Source organism: Burkholderia sp. L-4 (assembly GCF_056856535.1).
Map to the genome: position 1 here is coordinate 673,495 of NZ_JBXEOX010000001.1, position 15,915 is coordinate 689,409.

Here is a 15,915-nt window from a genome sequence, read left to right on the forward strand (position 1 = left end):
CGCGACGGCCTCGACGCCGTCGCCACGAGGCGCGCCCGCGATTCGCGCGGCGTGCCTCGGTCGTCGTGTCGCGGAAACGGAGGATCGCGTTACGGCGTGACCTGCCGCGTGCCGACACGTTGCGAGGCGAGCCACAGCGCGATCAGCACCCCCGACAGCGCCGCGCCCGCGATGCACACGCCGCGCCAGCCGGCGATGCCGTACGCGACGCTCGCCGCGAACGACCCGAGCGCGCCGCCGATGAAGTAGCTCGTCAGGTAGATCGTCGTCACGCGGCTGCGCGCGTTCCCGGCCAGCGCGTAGATCACGCTCTGGTTCGAGATGTGCATGCCCTGCACGCCGACGTCGAGCAGCAGGATGCCCGCGATCAGCGCCGCGAGCGAATGCGCGCCGGCCGCGATCAGTGCGAACGACGCGAGCACGGCCGCGGCGAACAGCCCCGTCGCCGCGTTGCCGTGGCCGCGATCGACGAGCCGGCCGGCCGACGTCGCCGCGAGCGCGCCCACCGCGCCGACGACGCCGAACAGGCCGATCCGGCCTTCGGAATAGCCGTACGGCGGCTGGCTCAGCAGGAACGTGAGGCCCGTCCACAGCAGGCTGAAGCACGCGAACACCAGCGCGCCGTAGGTCGAGCGCAGCGCGATCAGCGGTTGCGCGCGCACCAGCGCGACGAGCGACTTCATCAGCGCCGCATAGTCGACGCGCGTGTCGCGGCGATCCTTCGGCAGCTTCACGGCGAGCACGCCGGTCAGCGCGAGCACCATCACCGCGGCGATGCCGTACACCGCACGCCAGCCGAACCCGTCGGCGATCGCGCCGGCCGCGACGCGTGCGAGCAGGATGCCGAGCAACAGGCCGCTCATCACGGTGCCGACCGCGCGGCCGCGCGAGCGCGCGTCGGCGAGCGATGCCGCGAACGGGACGAGCAGCTGCGTCGAGCAGGTGACGAAGCCGACCGCGACGTTCGCGACGACGAACGTCGTGAAATTGGTGCTGACGGTCACGGCGGCCAGCGCGACGACGTTGAGCATCAGCAGCCGCACGATCAGCGTGTGGCGGTTGACCGCGTCGCCGAGCGGGACGATCAGCAGCAGGCTCGCCGCATAACCGAGCTGTGTCAGCGTGACGAGATAGCCGAGCTCGGCCGGCGCGCGGCCGAAGCTGCGCGCGATCGCGGCGAGCAGCGGCTGCGCGTAATAGATGTTGCCGATGACGATGCCGCACGCGCAGGCAAACAGCAGTGTCATGCCGCGGGTCAGCGGAGGATGGTTGTCGTGATGCGGTTCCATGGTCGTGAAAAAAAACGGCGGCGCCGGCCGGCGGCACGGGGCCGTCGGCTGCGCGGGGTGACGGAAATCGGGGCCGGGGTGACGGATCGGCGGTGGGCCGATGCGCGCCGGGCGGATCGCGGCCGGGCCCGGATCGGGCGCGCAGCGGATCGTCGTGCGGCGGGCGCAGGCAGGGCGGGCCCGGGCGGGCCGCTCCGGTGCGGACAGGTGCGAGGCACGGGAACGGATGTGCGTATGATGCGGGAGTCGCCCCATAGCGTCCAAGACTGGATCGTTATGGTATTCATTGGCAAAACCAATACGTTGGCCGCGATGCTTCTTCGCCACATCCGCTATTTCCTGGCCGTCGCCGAGCAACGCAGTTTCACGCGCGCGGCCGATGCGCTGCACGTGTCGCAGCCCACGCTGTCGCAGCAGGTGCGCCAGCTCGAGGACACGCTCGGCGTGCAGCTGTTCGACCGCTCGGGCCGCACGGTGCGGCTCACCGAATTCGGCGAAGTCTATGCACGCCATGCGCGCGCCGCGCTGCACGAGCTCGATGCGGGGCAGCGCGCGCTGCACGACGTTGCCGATCTCGGTGGCGGGTCGCTGCGGCTCGCGATGATGCCGACCTTCGCGGCCTACCTGAGCGGCTCGCTGATCGACGGTTTTCACACCGATTACCCGAACGTCGCGCTGACGATCGACGCGATGCCGCAGGCGCGCATCGAGGCGCTGCTCGCCGACGACCGGCTCGACGCGGGTTTCGCGTTCATGCCGCCGCGCGCGCCGGACATCGACGCGCTGCCGCTGTGGGACGAGCCGCTCGCGCTCGTGACGGGCCGCACGCACCGTCTCGCGCGGCGCCGCCGCGCGCTGACGCCGGCCGAGCTCGGCGGCGAGCCGCTGGTGCTGCTGAGCCGCGCGTTCGCGACGCGCGAGCGCATCGACCGGTACTTCATCGAGCATGGCGCGCGGCCGACGATCGCGATCGAGACGAATACGATCAGCGCGGTGCTGGAGCTCGTGCGATGCGGCCGGCTTGCGACGGTGCTGCCCGATGCGATCGCGCGCGAGAGCGGCGAGCTGTGCGCGCTGGAGATCGATCCGCCGCTGCCGGCCCGCACGGCCGCGCTGCTCACGCGCAAGGGCGCGTACCGCAGCGTCGCGGCGCGCGCGTTCATCGAGCGCGCGCTCGCGTTCCGCTATCCGTCGGGCGGGTGACCGGGACGCCCGGGCCGTTTGGGAACCGGGGGCGCGTCAGGCGCCTGGCGTCGGGAAGAAGATGCCTGCGCGCTGCGCGGCGTTCGCGATGTGCGTTTCGATCGCGGTGCCCGCGGCGGCCGCATCGCGCGCGATCAGCGCGTCGACGATCGCGCGGTGCTCGTGCCACGTCGACAGCAGCAGCTCGCGCCGGTAGAACGGCATGCGCTGGCTTTCCTTCATGATGTCCGCGCTGCTGCGCAGCACCGATTCGATCGCCGCGTTGCCGGCCAGATGGATGATCCGCATGTGGAAGTCGAAGTCGAGCTGCGACGCTTCGTCGATCGCGTTGTCGGTCAGCGCGACGTGCAGGTCGGCGAGGTTGTCCTCGAACCATGCGATGTCGGCGTCGCTGACGACGCGCGCGGCCATCCGCGCGGCGAACCCTTCGAGCGCATAGCGCATCTGGTACGTATCGGGCGGCGACGACTGTTCGGAGAACTGCCACGGATGCGCGGCCGACGCCTGCGCGCTTTCGACATACACACCCTTGCCCGCCCGGATGCGCAGCATCCCGAGCGCCTCGAGCGTCGACAGCGCCTCGCGCAGCGACGCGCGGCTGATTTCCAGCTCCTCGGAGAGCTGGCGCTGGGCCGGCAGCAGGCTGCCGACCGGATAAACGCCTGCCTCGATCCGGTCGCGGATCGTCGCGATGGCGGCGTCGGTCACGGTATGCGGAACGTTTTTCATGGTGTGGACTTTGGCCGGTCTGACCGGCATTGTAATCCGCACGCGGGCAGTGCACGACGCCCCTACGGGAAAGCCACGATCCGACCCTGTCAGATGCGTCCCAAGCGGGCGGGCAGGGGCGGGAAATCCCTATTTTGTCGGTCCTTGACGCCACTATATCGGCTTCCTACTATCCACCATAACATCACTGGTCTTACCAGTATGAACAGACGAAACTGCAACCGTTGGATCGGGAGAGCGCCGTGTCGAAATTCCTCAATTCGCTGTTTGGCCGGGTAGTCGTCGCATTGATCCTGGGGGTCGCGCTAGGCGCGTTCTTCCCGCACTTCGCCGAGTCGCTGCGGCCACTCGGCGACGGCTTCCTGAAGCTGATCAAGATGGTCATCGGCCCGATCGTGTTCTGCGTCGTGGTCAGCGGGATGGCCAATGCGGGCGACCTGAAGAAGGTCGGCCGGGTCGGCCTGAAGGCCGTCGTCTACTTCGAGGTGATGACGACGATCGCGCTCGGCATCGGCCTGGTGCTCGCGTGGTTCACGCGCCCGGGCGTCGGGATGAACATCGACCTGCGCTCGCTCGACGCCGCGTCGCTCGCGTCGTACGCGAAGAACGCCGAAAGCCTGAAGGACACGGCCGGCTACCTGATGAAGATCATCCCCGACACCGCGATCGACGCGTTCGCGAAGGGCGACATCCTGCAGATCCTCGTGTTCGCGGTGCTGTTCGGTTCCGCGCTGTCGCTGCTGGGCGACAAGGCGCAGCGCGTCAACTCGCTGATCGAGGAACTGTCGCACGTGTTCTTCCGGATCATCGGCTTCATCATCAAGCTCGCGCCGCTCGGCGTGCTCGGCGCGATCGCGTTCACGACCGGCAAGTACGGCGTCGCGTCGCTCAAGCAGCTCGGCTACCTCGTCGCGGTGTTCTACGTGAGCTGCTTCGTGTTCGTCACGGTCGTGCTCGGCATCGTGATGCGCATCGCGGGCTTCTCGGTGTTCAAGCTGATTCGCTACCTGCGCGAGGAACTGTCGATCGTGCTCGGCACGGCGTCGTCGGACGCGGTGCTGCCGCAGGTGATGAGCAAGCTCGAATACATGGGCATCAAGGATTCGACGGTCGGCCTCGTGATCCCGACCGGCTATTCGTTCAACCTCGACGGCTTCTCGATCTACCTGACGCTCGCGGTGCTGTTCATCGCGCAGGCGACCAACACGCCGCTGTCGACCCATGACCTGATCGTCGTGCTGCTCGTGTCGCTCGTCACGTCGAAGGGCGCGCACGGCATCCCCGGTTCGGCGATCGTGATCCTCGCGGCGACGCTGTCGGCGATCCCCGCGATCCCGGTGCTCGGCCTCGTGCTGATCCTGCCGGTCGACTGGTTCGTCGGCATCGCCCGCGCGCTGACCAACCTGATCGGCAACTGCGTCGCGACGGTCGTCGTCGCGGTATGGGAAAACGACATCGACCGCGCCCGTGCGACGCGCGTGCTGAACCGCGAGCTGCGCTACGTGCCGGCCGACGAGGCAGGCCGCGCGGCGCCGGTGGGCGGCGACCAGGCTCACGCGCTCTGAGCGCGGCTCGGCGCGCGGGCCGGCTTCGCCCCCGGCCGTTGCGCGCGCTCGTCTTGCATGCGCCGGCGCCTCGATGCGCCGGCCTTTCACCAGAAATAACCGGAAATCAGGAGACGACGTGGCAGCCCCCATTCTCGATCCGAACGCGCCCGCGTTTGCGCGGCGCTACATGAACCTTGCCGACCCGCGCCTCGGGGCGCAGGCGCTGTTCGCCAGCGACGAATTCTTCGCGCCGAAGGAGCGCATGCTGAATCCGGAGCCGGCCGTGTTCATTCCCGGCAAGTACGACGACCACGGCAAGTGGATGGACGGCTGGGAAACGCGCCGCAAGCGCACGACCGGCCACGATTTCTGCGTGGTGCGCCTCGCGCGGCCGGGCGTGATCCATGGCGTCGACCTCGATACGAGCCACTTCACCGGCAATTTTCCGCCGGCCGCGTCGATCGAGGCGTGCGCCGTCGACGGCGACACGCCGCCCGACGACGCCGCGTGGCGCACGATCGTCCCCGCGACGACGCTGCAGGGCAATTCGCACCACTACGTGAGCGTCGACGACGCGCAGCCGGTCACGCATCTGCGCGTGAACCTGTATCCGGACGGCGGGCTCGCACGGCTGCGCGTGTACGGCCAGCCGCAGCGCGACTGGCGCCACGTGCCGGCCGGCGAGCTCGTCGATCTCGCGGCGATCGAGAACGGCGGTTATCTGGTGGCCGCGAACAACCAGCACTTCGGGCCGGCATCGCAGATGCTGATGCCGGGGCGCGGCGCGAACATGGGCGACGGCTGGGAAACGCGGCGCCGCCGCGAGCCCGGCAACGACTGGGCGATCGTCGCGCTCGCGCGGCCGGGCATCATCCGGCGCGTCGAGGTCGACACGGCGTTCTTCAAGGGCAATTTCCCCGACCGCTGTTCGCTGCAGGCCGCGCACGTCGCGGGCGGCACCGACGATTCGCTCGTCACGCAGGCGATGTTCTGGGCCGAACTGCTCGGCGAGCAGAAGCTGCAGATGGATCACGTGCACACGTTCGACCAGCTCGCGGCGCTCGGCCCCGTCACGCACGTGCGCTTCAACATCTTCCCGGACGGCGGCGTGTCGCGCCTGCGTCTGTGGGGCGAGCCGGCCTGAAGGAGGGCAGCGTCATGACCGGATCCCGCATCCTGCGCGTCGAACGCCTGACCCGCGAGGCGTTCGCGCCGTTCGGCGACGTGATCGCGCTCGAAGGCGCGCGGCACTTCCCGATCAACGGCGGCACGACCGAGCGCTTCCACGATCTCGCGGTGATCGACGTGTGCGCGGACGGCGGCCGGCCGCTCGTCAGCGTGTTTCGCGCGCAGCCGCGCGCGCTGCCGGTCGCGGTCACGCTGATGGAGCGCCATCCGCACGGCAGCCAGGCATTCATCCCGCTCGCGGCCGTGTCGCGCTACGCGATCGTCGTCGCGCCGGCCGGCGACTTCCGGCCCGATGCGATGCGCGCGTTCCTGGCCGAAGGCTGGCAGGGCGTGAACTATGCGAAGGGCGTCTGGCACCATCCGCTGCTCGCGCTCGACGCGCTCAGCGATTTCGTGATCGTCGATCGCGGCGGCCCGCAGCCGAACTGCGACGAGATCCCGCTCGAGTGCGCATGGACGCTGGCATTCGAGCCGGCTTGCGCGAGCGTCGAAGGGCATTCGTAAGCAATATTGGCCGGCCCGCGCGCCCCGCGCGGCTCGGACCGAAAAGAAAAACGGCCCGGGCGGCGAGATGCCGGCCGGGCCGTGCTGCGTGCGCGACGCACGCGAATCGGCGGCTCAGTGCTTGCGGTGCGGGCAGTTCTCGGTCGTGCACGAGCCGTACATCGCGAGCGAGTGCTCCTGGAGCCGGAAGCCGCGCTCCTTCGCGATCGCCTGCTGGCGGCTTTCGATCTCGGCATCGAAGAATTCCTCGACGCGGCCGCAATCGAGGCACACGAGGTGATCGTGGTGCGAGCCCTCGTTCAGCTCGAACACGGCCTTGCCCGATTCGAAGTTGCTGCGCGTGAGCAGGCCGGCCTGCTCGAACTGCGTGAGCACGCGGTAGACGGTCGCGAGCCCGATGTCGAGCTGCTCGTTGAGCAGGTTCCGGTAGACGTCTTCGGCCGTCAGGTGGCGCACCGGGCTCTGCTGGAAGATCTCGAGAATCTTGAGGCGCGGTAGGGTGGCCTTTAGCCCGATATTCTTGAGATCCGTCGGATTGGTCATGGCTAGGCATCCCTAGAGTACAATGCAGGGCTTCAATGTTACCGGCTTTTCGCCGTTCCAGAAACACGCGCGGCCTGCACGCGGGCCAGCACGGTGAAGGAAATGATCCCAGAATCGCTTTCGCACTTTCAGAGGAGTCGCATGCGGAGTGCCATCATCGCTGCCGCCGCCGTCGTCGCGCTGGCGGGTTGTTCGTCGTACGACAGCGTGACGCAGCGCATTGCGCAGAGCATCACGCCCTATCGGATCACCGTCGTGCAGGGCAACTTCGTATCGCAGGAGAAAGCCGCGCAACTGCAGGTCGGCATGACGCGCGAGCAGGTCCGGGCATTGCTCGGCACGCCGCTGCTGGCGGACATGTTCCACGCCGACCGCTGGGATTACCTCTTCTACTTCAAGCGCGGCTCGACGTCGATCGTCCAGCAGCGCGATCTCGTCGTGACGTTCGCGGGCGATCGCCTCGCGGGCTGGACTGGCGCCGACAACCTGCCGTCCGAGCTCGACCTGCTGGCCGACATCGACGGCGACCGCGGCGGCAAGAAGGCGAAGGCGGCCGCGGCGGCGCGGAAGGCGTCGGAAGCCGCTGCCGCGAGCGCCGCGCAGGCGCAGGCGGCGGCGAGTACGCCGGTGCCGGATGTCGTCGCCAGCCCGTCCGTCGTGCCGGCCTCCGGCGCGGCGGTCGACCAGGATGCGAACGCGCAGGCCGCCCGTGCGGCGAACCGCGCGACCAACCAGGTGTCGGGACAGGGTTCGGCCGCACGCCGCTTCACGCCATCCGCGCAGGCCTCGGGCGGCGCACCGGTGCCGGGCGGCCAGCCGCCGGGCGCCGCGCCGGCGATCCAGCCGCAGTTCCAGTTCCACCGCCCGCCGCAGCCGAACGTGTCGAACGAGGCGTCGCCGCCCGTCGGTCCGCAAGGTTCGGACAACCTGCAGAACCAGCCGCTCACCGCGCCGGCGCAGTAAGCGCGGTTGCGGAACCAGGGCGGCTCGCGCCGCCCGCCTTTAGACCTGTCGTGTAGAAAGCCATGAAGATTGCGATTGCCGGCGCATCTGGCCGAATGGGCCGGATGCTGATCGAAGCCGTTCTCAACGATGCCGACGCGCAGCTCGTCGGCGCGCTCGACCGCGCCGATTCGCCGTTCCTCGGCCAGGACGCCGGTGCGTTCCTCGGCAAGGAAACCGGGATCAAGCTGACCGACGACCTCGACGCGGTGTTCGCGCAGGCCGACTACCTGATCGATTTCACGCGCCCGGAAGGCACGATGGCCCACATCGCGGCCGCGCTGCGCCACGACGTGAAGCTCGTGATCGGCACGACCGGCTTCACCGCCGAGCAGAAGGCCGAGCTGCAGGCCGCGGCGGCCAGGATCGGCATCGTGTTCGCGGCGAACATGAGCGTCGGCGTGAACGTCACGCTGAAGCTGCTCGAATTCGCGGCGAAGCATTTCTCGCACGGCTACGACATCGAGATCATCGAGGCGCACCACCGCCACAAGGTCGATGCGCCGTCGGGCACCGCGCTGATGATGGGCGAGGCCGTCGCCGGCGCGCTCGGCCGCTCGCTCGACGAGTGCGCGGTGTACGGCCGCCACGGCGTGACGGGCGAGCGCGACCCGTCGTCGATCGGCTTCGCGGCCGTGCGCGGCGGCGACATCGTCGGCGATCACACCGTGCTGTTCGCCGGGATCGGCGAGCGCATCGAGATCACGCACAAATCGTCGAGCCGCGTGTCGTACGCGCAGGGCGCGTTGCGCGCGGTCCGCTTCCTGTCGGCGCGCGGCGCCGGCCTGTTCGACATGCAGGACGTGCTCGGCCTGCGCTGACCCACGGGGAAACTCCGATGGCGATACCCACCGGCGTTGTCCACTACCTCGAAAGCGGCGATGCGATCACGCATGCGGTCGCCTATGTGCTGCTGGCGATGTCCGTCGCCAGCTGGTGCTTCCTTTTCATGAAAGCCTGGCTCCTGGTCCGCGCGAAGCGCCAGGGGCCGCGCGCGCTCGCCGCGTTCTGGCGCGCGCCGTCGCTCGACGCGGGCATTGCCGCGCTCGCCGGCGCGGATCGCGAGCGCGTGTTCGTGCCGCTCGCCGAAGCCGCGCGCGACGCGGCCGACGACCATGACCCGGCCACGCTGGCCGCGCGCGTGGAGCGCGGCGAACGCGTGCTGCGCGCGCTGCGCCACGCGATGCTGCGCTCGCAGCGGCGTCTCGAATTCGGCCAGGTGCTGCTCGCGTCGATCGGCAGCACCGCGCCGTTCGTCGGGCTGCTGGGCACCGTGTGGGGTATCTACCACGCGCTCGGCAGCATCGCCGCGAGCGGGCAGGCGCAGATCGAGAACGTCGCGGGGCCGGTCGGCGAGGCGCTGATCATGACCGCGTTCGGGCTCGTCGTCGCGATTCCCGCGGTGCTGGCCTACAACATCCTCGGGCGGCTCGTCCGGCAGCTCGCCGAGGAACTCGACGGTTTCGCGCGCGACCTGCACGTGTTCGTGTGCGCGGCGGGCGCCTGACCGACGGGCGCGGGAGGAACGACCATGGCATTCGGCGGGCTCGAGCACCACAAGACGTCCGCGCCGATGGCGGAGATCAACATGACGCCGCTGATCGACGTGATGCTCGTGCTGCTCGTCATCTTCATCATCACCGCGCCGCTGATGACGCACGCGATCCGGCTCGACCTGCCGAAGGTCGCGGCCAGCGTCGCGCGCGACACGCCGTTATCCGTCACCTTGTCGATCGACGACGCCGGCAAGCTGTACTGGGACGACGCGCCCGTCGCGCTCGACGCGCTGCCCGCGCGCTTCCGGGCCGCCGCCGCGGGCGCCGCGCCGCCCGAGCTGCGGCTGCGCGCGTCGCGCGCGACGCGCTACGACGTGATCGCGCAGGTGATGGGCGCCGCGCAGGCCGCGGGCCTCACGCGGATCGGTTTCGTGACCGACGTGCCGCCGCAGGCGGGCGCCGCCGCGCCGGCCGCCGCCCCGGCGAAACCCTGACGCGCCCCGGTTGCGGGCCCCGGCCCGCGAGACCGGCCGTGCGGGCCGGCGCGGGCGGTATAATCGTCGTTTTTCCCGGTCCGGCAACAGCCCGCCTGTTCCCGCGCCGGGCATGCACGCCTTTCGATCCACTTCTGCGCGCGAGCCGTCGCGCCGCTTAAAGCCTAGCCCGAACCACACCATGCACGAAAGATACGTACCCGCCGACGTCGAAGCCGCCGCCCAGGGCGACTGGCGCGCAGCCGATGCCTACAAGACGCAGGAAGATTCGCAGAAGCCGAAGTTCTACTGCGTGTCGATGCTGCCGTACCCGTCCGGCAAGCTGCACATGGGTCACGTGCGCAACTACACGATCAACGACGTGATGTACCGCTATCTGCGGATGAACGGCTACAACACGCTGATGCCGATGGGCTGGGACGCGTTCGGGATGCCGGCCGAGAACGCCGCGATGGCGAACGGCGTGCCGCCCGCGAAGTGGACCTACGACAACATCGACTACATGAAGGGCCAGATGCAGTCGATGGGCCTCGCGATCGACTGGTCGCGCGAGATCGCGACGTGCAAGCCCGACTACTACAAGTGGAACCAGTGGCTGTTCCTGAAGATGCTCGAGAAGGGCATCGCGTACAAGAAGACGGGCACCGTGAACTGGGACCCGGTCGACCAGACCGTGCTCGCGAACGAGCAGGTGATCGACGGGCGCGGCTGGCGCTCGGGCGCGCTCGTCGAGAAGCGCGAGATCCCGATGTACTACCTGCGCATCACGCAGTACGCCGATGAACTGCTGAACGACCTCGACGGCCTCGGCTGGCCCGAGCGCGTGAAGATCATGCAGCAGAACTGGATCGGCAAGAGCTTCGGCGTGAACTTCGGCTTCCCGTACGAACTCGACGGCGAGCAGAAGCTGCTGCGCGTGTTCACGACGCGCGCCGACACGATCATGGGCGTCACGTTCTGCGCGATCGCGGCCGAGCACCCGCTCGCCACGCGTCTGGCGCAGGACAAGCCGGAACTGCTCGCGTTCATCGACGAATGCAAGCGCGGCGGCGTCGCCGAAGCCGACGTCGCGACGATGGAAAAGAAGGGCGTCGCGACGGGCTTCTCGGTCAAGCACCCGCTGACCGGCGAGCCGGTCGAGGTGTGGATCGGCAACTACGTGCTGATGAGCTATGGCGAAGGCGCGGTGATGGGCGTGCCGGGCCACGACGAGCGCGACTTCGCGTTCGCGAAGAAGTACGACCTGCCGATCAAGCAGGTGATCTCGGCCGAAGGCCAGACGTACTCGCTCGACGCATGGCAGGAGTGGTACGGCGACAAGGAAACCGCGGTCTGCGTGAACAGCGGCAAGTACGACGGCCTGCGCTACGCGGAAGCGGTCGACGCGGTCGCGGCCGACCTGAACGCCGGCGGCTTCGGCGACAAGCAGGTCACGTGGCGCCTGCGCGACTGGGGCGTATCGCGCCAGCGCTACTGGGGCACGCCGATCCCGATCATCCACTGCCCGTCGTGCGGCGACGTGCCGGTGCCGGAACAGGACCTGCCGGTCGTGCTGCCGGAAGACCTCGTGCCGGACGGCTCGGGCAACCCGCTCGCGAAGTCGGAAGCGTTCCTGAACTGTTCGTGCCCGAAGTGCGGCGCGGCCGCGAAGCGCGAAACCGACACGATGGACACGTTCGTCGATTCGTCGTGGTACTTCTCGCGCTACACGGCGCCGGACGCCGACACGATGGTCGACGCACGCACCGATTACTGGATGCCGATGGACCAATACATCGGCGGCATCGAGCACGCGATCCTGCACCTGCTGTATTCGCGCTTCTGGACCAAGGTGATGCGCGACCTCGGCCTCGTGAAGTTCGGCGAGCCGGCGAAGAACCTGCTCACGCAGGGGATGGTGCTGAACGAGACGTTCTATCGCGAGGACGCTTCGGGCAAGAAGACCTGGTACAACCCGGCCGACGTGACGGTCACGCACGACGACAAGGGCCGCCCGGTCGGCGCGACGCTGAACACGGACGGCCAGCCGGTCGTGCTCGGCGGCATCGAGAAGATGTCGAAGTCGAAGAACAACGGCGTCGATCCGCAGGTGCTGATCGACCTGTACGGCGCCGACACCGCGCGCCTGTTCACGATGTTCGCCGCACCGCCCGAGCAGCAGCTCGAATGGTCGGGCGCGGGCGTCGAAGGCGCGAGCCGCTTCCTGCGCCGCGTGTGGAGCTTCGGCTACGGCAACCGCGAGGCGCTCGCCGCGCGCGCGGGCTTCGATGCAGCCGCGCTCGGCGAAGCCGACAAGGCGCTGCGCCGCGAGATCTACAGCGTGCTGAAGCAGGCCGATTTCGACTACCAGCGCCTGCAGTACAACACGGTCGTGTCGGCCGCGATGAAGATGCTGAACGCGATCGACGGCGCGAAGGGCGCGACGCCCGGCGTGCTGCGCGAAGCGTACGGCGTGCTGCTGCGCGTGCTGTACCCGGTCGTGCCGCACGTCACGTTCGAGCTGTGGAAGGCACTCCGCTACGCGGACGAATTCGGCCCGCTGCTCGACGCGCCGTGGCCGAAGGTCGACGAGGCCGCGCTCGAGCAGGCCGAGATCGAACTCGTGCTGCAGGTGAACGGCAAGGTGCGCGGCGCGCTGAAGGTGGCGAAGGACGCGAGCCGCGAGGCGATCGAAGCCGCGGCGGTGGCCGACGAAGCATTCGCGAAGTTCAGCGACGGCAAGCCGGCGAAGAAGATCGTCGTCGTGCCGGGCCGCCTCGTGAACATCGTCGTCTGACGGCCGCCGGCCGTCGGACGTACCCAGAAGGAGCGAAGGTGATCCGCAGATCGTTTTTGATGCTCGTCGGCAGCGCGGTCGCGCTGTCGGCATGCGGCTTCCAGTTGCGCGGCCAGCAGGACTACGCGTTCAAGCACCTGCTGGTGGCCGGTGCGCCGGCGCCCGTCGAGGCGCGTCTCACGCGCCTCGTCGAGGCCGGCAGCGACACGAAGATCGTCAAGTCGGCGGACGACGCCGACGCCGTGCTGCGCATGTGGGAGTCGCGTGGGCAGAACACGCTGACGCTCAACAAGTTCGGCTCGGCGCAGGAATACGCGCTGTTCTATACGCTGAACTACACGCTGACGAGCAAGGACGGCACCGTGCTGATCCCGCCGAGCGCGATCGCGCTGAACCGCGCGATGACGTACAGCGACCAGTACACGAACGCGAAGGCGCAGGAAGCCGACATCCTGTACGGCGACATGCAGAACGACGCGGTCGACCAGCTGATGCGACGTCTCGCGATCGTCCATTCGCTGACGCCGGCGCCGGAGGACGTGGTGCCGGGTGTCGCGCCGCGCGCGCCGCTGCCGCCGCCGCCGCTCTGATCGACGGCGCACGTAGCGATGCAATTGCGACTTGATGCGCTGGAGCCGCACCTCGCGAAGGGGTTGGCCGGGCTCTATACCGTCTACGGCGACGAGCCGCTGCTCGCGCAGGAAGCGTGCGACCGCATTCGTGCGGCCGCACGCGCGGCCGGCTTCACCGAGCGTTCGGTGCATACGGTCGAGCGCGGCTTCGACTGGAGCGTGCTGCTCGGCGCGACCCAGGCGATGTCGCTGTTCGGCGAGCGCCAGCTGATCGAGCTGCGCATTCCGTCGGGCAAGCCCGGCAAGGAAGGCGCCGATGCGCTGAAGACGCTCGCGGCCGCGCCCAATCCCGACGCGCTGATGCTCGTCACGTTGCCGCGTCTCGATGCGGCCACGCAGAAATCCGCGTGGTTTACCGCGCTGCAGAACGGCGGCGTCGCGCTGAAGATCGATCCGGTCGATCGCGCGCAACTGCCGAACTGGATCGGCCAGCGTCTCGCGATGCAGGGCCAGCGGGCCGCGCCCGGCGACGACGGGCGGCGCGCGCTGCAGTTCATTGCCGAGCGCGTCGAAGGCAACCTGCTCGCCGCGCACCAGGAAATCCAGAAGCTCGGGCTGCTGTATCCGCAAGGGACGCTGTCGTTCGAGCAGGTGCACGACGCGGTGCTGAACGTCGCGCGCTACGACGTCTTCAAGCTGAACGAAGCGATGCTCGCCGGCGACGCCGCGCGGCTCGCTCGGATGATCGACGGGCTGAAGGGCGAGGGCGAGGCGATCGTGCTCGTGATGTGGGCCGTCGTCGAGGAACTGCGCACGCTGCTGCGGATCAAGCGCGGCGCGACGGCCGGCAAGCCGCTGGCGACGCTGCTGCGAGAGAACCGCGTATGGGGGCCGCGCGAGCGGCTGATCGGCCCCGCGCTGAACCGCGTGTCGGAAGGCGTGCTCGAGAAGGCGCTCGCGTTCGCCGCGAAGCTCGACCGGCAGGTCAAGGGGCTCACGGCCGTCGTGCCGGGCCGCCGCACGCAGGACGAGCCGCCGCCCGATCCGTGGGACGGGCTGTTCCAGCTCGCGATGACGGTCGCGGGCGCGCGCGGCGAACTACCGCCGACCGCGGGTCGCGTGCGACGCTAGGTCCCGTCCGGGCCGTCAGCGCGCACGGCGCAACCCGCTTACAATATTTCGATTGCCGGCGCGGCGTGTCTGCCGCGGCCTGGCGCGGATGGCCGCCCCGGATGGCCGTCCGCGCGCTCCCCCACGAATTCATGCCGCTCCGCGCGGCTCGCTTCTCGAGTCACACGATGGATATCGATCAGTACATGACCGACCTGGGCCGTCGCGCCCGGCACGCTTCCCGCGCGATGGCGCGCGCCAGCACGGCCGCGAAGAACGCGGCGCTCGACGCGGTGGCCCGCGCGATCGAACGCGACGCGCAGGTGCTGAAGGACGCGAATGCGCGCGACGTCGCCCGCGCCCGTGAAAAGGGGCTCGATGCAGCGTTCGTCGACCGCCTGACGCTGTCGGACAAGGCGCTGAAAACGATGGTCGAAGGGCTGCGCCAGGTCGCGTCGCTCGCCGATCCGATCGGCGAGATCGGCAACCTCAAGTATCGCCCGAGCGGGATTCAAGTCGGCCAGATGCGCGTGCCGCTCGGCGTGATCGGCATCATCTACGAATCGCGCCCGAACGTGACGATCGACGCGGCCGCGCTGTGCCTGAAGTCGGGCAACGCGACGATCCTGCGCGGCGGCTCCGAAGCGCTCGAATCGAACGCGGCGCTCGCGAAGCTGATCGGTGAAGGGCTCGAGGCGGCCGGCCTGCCGCAGGACGCGGTGCAGGTCGTCGCGACGGCCGATCGCGCGGCGGTCGGCAAGCTGATCACGATGACCGAATACGTCGACGTGATCGTGCCGCGCGGCGGCAAGAGCCTGATCGAGCGCCTGATCAACGAGGCGCGCGTGCCGATGATCAAGCACCTCGACGGCATCTGCCACGTGTACGTCGACGATCGCGCCGATCTCGCCAAGGCGCTGACCGTCTGCGACAACGCGAAGACGCACCGCTACGGCACCTGCAACACGATGGAGACGCTGCTCGTGTCGGGCGGCATCGCGGCTGCGCTGCTGCCGCCGCTCGGCAAGCTGTATCGCGACAAGCAGGTCGAGCTGCGCGTCGATGCGGCCGCGCGCGCGGTGCTCGCCGATGCGGGCGTCGGTCCGCTCGTCGACGCGACCGAAGAAGACTGGCATACCGAATATCTCGCGCCGGTGCTCGCGATCAAGGTCGTCGACGGCCTCGACGCCGCGATCGAGCACATCAATCACTACGGCTCGCATCACACCGATGCGATCGTTACCGAGGATCACGACCGCGCGATGCGTTTCCTGCGCGAGGTCGATTCCGCGAGCGTGATGGTCAACGCGTCGACCCGCTTCGCGGACGGCTTCGAGTTCGGCCTCGGCGCGGAAATCGGCATCTCGAACGACAAGCTGCACGCACGCGGCCCCGTCGGCCTGGAAGGGCTGACGTCGCTGAAGTACGTCGTGCTCGGACACGGCGAAGGCCGCCAGTAACC

General features: G+C 69.1%; 15 protein-coding genes. 12 read left to right on the plus strand and 3 right to left on the minus strand.

The genetic code is table 11. The features are described from left to right. Window positions 1–89 precede the first annotated feature (89 nt). Window positions 90–1,289, minus strand: a complete 1,200-nt coding sequence (locus AC1VVG_RS03205; protein ID WP_034186420.1) for an MFS transporter — start codon at window positions 1,287–1,289, stop codon at window positions 90–92. Window positions 1,290–1,601: 312 nt separating this feature from the next. Between AC1VVG_RS03205 and cynR the strand changes: the two genes are divergently transcribed. Further along, complete coding sequence (gene cynR / locus AC1VVG_RS03210) at window positions 1,602–2,492, plus strand: transcriptional regulator CynR (RefSeq protein ID WP_175029128.1); 891 nt, start codon at window positions 1,602–1,604, stop codon at window positions 2,490–2,492. A gap of 36 nt (window positions 2,493–2,528) precedes the next feature. Here the strand turns inward: cynR and AC1VVG_RS03215 are convergent, their stop codons facing one another. Further along, the gene (locus AC1VVG_RS03215; RefSeq protein ID WP_175029127.1) at window positions 2,529–3,251 is read right to left on the minus strand and encodes a FadR/GntR family transcriptional regulator; all 723 of its coding nucleotides are present in this window, start codon (window positions 3,249–3,251) and stop codon (window positions 2,529–2,531) included. A gap of 212 nt (window positions 3,252–3,463) precedes the next feature. Between AC1VVG_RS03215 and AC1VVG_RS03220 the strand changes: the two genes are divergently transcribed. The 3 genes from AC1VVG_RS03220 (at window position 3,464) to AC1VVG_RS03230 (ending at window position 6,460) form a co-directional block, all read left to right on the plus strand. After that, window positions 3,464–4,786 (plus strand): C4-dicarboxylate transporter DctA, encoded by a 1,323-nt coding sequence (locus tag AC1VVG_RS03220; protein WP_034186448.1) that lies wholly within the window; start codon window positions 3,464–3,466, stop codon window positions 4,784–4,786. 118 nt (window positions 4,787–4,904) lie between these two features. Further along, the gene (gene alc / locus AC1VVG_RS03225; protein WP_034186422.1) at window positions 4,905–5,912 is read left to right on the plus strand and encodes an allantoicase; all 1,008 of its coding nucleotides are present in this window, start codon (window positions 4,905–4,907) and stop codon (window positions 5,910–5,912) included. A 14-nt stretch (window positions 5,913–5,926) separates the two neighbouring features. After that, window positions 5,927–6,460, plus strand: a complete 534-nt coding sequence (locus AC1VVG_RS03230) for an ureidoglycolate lyase (RefSeq protein WP_482835244.1) — start codon at window positions 5,927–5,929, stop codon at window positions 6,458–6,460. A gap of 114 nt (window positions 6,461–6,574) precedes the next feature. On the opposite strand, the gene fur is transcribed toward AC1VVG_RS03230, so the two are convergent. Continuing rightward, entirely contained in the window at window positions 6,575–7,003 is a 429-nt protein-coding gene (fur, locus tag AC1VVG_RS03235; RefSeq protein ID WP_006753314.1) for a ferric iron uptake transcriptional regulator, read from the minus strand. 141 nt (window positions 7,004–7,144) lie between these two features. Between fur and AC1VVG_RS03240 the strand changes: the two genes are divergently transcribed. From AC1VVG_RS03240 to AC1VVG_RS03275, 8 genes are all read left to right on the plus strand, one after another. After that, a complete protein-coding gene (locus tag AC1VVG_RS03240; RefSeq protein ID WP_034186423.1) occupies window positions 7,145–7,966 on the plus strand; it encodes an outer membrane protein assembly factor BamE in 822 nt (273 codons plus the stop codon). A gap of 62 nt (window positions 7,967–8,028) precedes the next feature. Continuing rightward, complete coding sequence (dapB, locus tag AC1VVG_RS03245; RefSeq protein WP_049031358.1) at window positions 8,029–8,826, plus strand: 4-hydroxy-tetrahydrodipicolinate reductase; 798 nt, start codon at window positions 8,029–8,031, stop codon at window positions 8,824–8,826. A 17-nt stretch (window positions 8,827–8,843) separates the two neighbouring features. Then, a complete protein-coding gene (locus AC1VVG_RS03250) occupies window positions 8,844–9,512 on the plus strand; it encodes a MotA/TolQ/ExbB proton channel family protein (RefSeq protein WP_034186425.1) in 669 nt (222 codons plus the stop codon). A gap of 24 nt (window positions 9,513–9,536) precedes the next feature. Continuing rightward, window positions 9,537–9,995, plus strand: coding sequence for an ExbD/TolR family protein (locus AC1VVG_RS03255; RefSeq protein WP_034186426.1), 459 nt, complete (start codon window positions 9,537–9,539; stop codon window positions 9,993–9,995). A 181-nt stretch (window positions 9,996–10,176) separates the two neighbouring features. Continuing rightward, a complete protein-coding gene (leuS, locus tag AC1VVG_RS03260) occupies window positions 10,177–12,771 on the plus strand; it encodes a leucine--tRNA ligase (RefSeq protein WP_482835245.1) in 2,595 nt (864 codons plus the stop codon). Between the two features lie 38 nt (window positions 12,772–12,809). Further along, complete coding sequence (locus AC1VVG_RS03265; protein WP_034186428.1) at window positions 12,810–13,361, plus strand: LPS-assembly lipoprotein LptE; 552 nt, start codon at window positions 12,810–12,812, stop codon at window positions 13,359–13,361. 18 nt (window positions 13,362–13,379) lie between these two features. Further along, entirely contained in the window at window positions 13,380–14,474 is a 1,095-nt protein-coding gene (holA, locus tag AC1VVG_RS03270) for a DNA polymerase III subunit delta (protein WP_482835246.1), read from the plus strand. 167 nt (window positions 14,475–14,641) lie between these two features. Then, entirely contained in the window at window positions 14,642–15,913 is a 1,272-nt protein-coding gene (locus AC1VVG_RS03275) for a glutamate-5-semialdehyde dehydrogenase (RefSeq protein ID WP_034186430.1), read from the plus strand. Window positions 15,914–15,915 lie beyond the last annotated feature (2 nt).

Excerpts from the sequence above, each read along its gene's own strand:
- AC1VVG_RS03205 (WP_034186420.1), bottom strand. The coding sequence starts at position 1,289 with ATGGAACCGCATCACGACAACCATCCTCCGCTGACCCGCGGCATGACA.
- cynR (WP_175029128.1), top strand. The coding sequence starts at position 1,602 with ATGCTTCTTCGCCACATCCGCTATTTCCTGGCCGTCGCCGAGCAACGC.
- AC1VVG_RS03215 (WP_175029127.1), bottom strand. The coding sequence starts at position 3,251 with ATGCCGGTCAGACCGGCCAAAGTCCACACCATGAAAAACGTTCCGCAT.
- AC1VVG_RS03230 (WP_482835244.1), top strand. The coding sequence starts at position 5,927 with ATGACCGGATCCCGCATCCTGCGCGTCGAACGCCTGACCCGCGAGGCG.
- fur (WP_006753314.1), bottom strand. The coding sequence starts at position 7,003 with ATGACCAATCCGACGGATCTCAAGAATATCGGGCTAAAGGCCACCCTA.
- AC1VVG_RS03240 (WP_034186423.1), top strand. The coding sequence starts at position 7,145 with ATGCGGAGTGCCATCATCGCTGCCGCCGCCGTCGTCGCGCTGGCGGGT.
- dapB (WP_049031358.1), top strand. The coding sequence starts at position 8,029 with ATGAAGATTGCGATTGCCGGCGCATCTGGCCGAATGGGCCGGATGCTG.
- AC1VVG_RS03250 (WP_034186425.1), top strand. The coding sequence starts at position 8,844 with ATGGCGATACCCACCGGCGTTGTCCACTACCTCGAAAGCGGCGATGCG.
- AC1VVG_RS03255 (WP_034186426.1), top strand. The coding sequence starts at position 9,537 with ATGGCATTCGGCGGGCTCGAGCACCACAAGACGTCCGCGCCGATGGCG.
- leuS (WP_482835245.1), top strand. The coding sequence starts at position 10,177 with ATGCACGAAAGATACGTACCCGCCGACGTCGAAGCCGCCGCCCAGGGC.
- holA (WP_482835246.1), top strand. The coding sequence starts at position 13,380 with ATGCAATTGCGACTTGATGCGCTGGAGCCGCACCTCGCGAAGGGGTTG.
- AC1VVG_RS03275 (WP_034186430.1), top strand. The coding sequence starts at position 14,642 with ATGGATATCGATCAGTACATGACCGACCTGGGCCGTCGCGCCCGGCAC.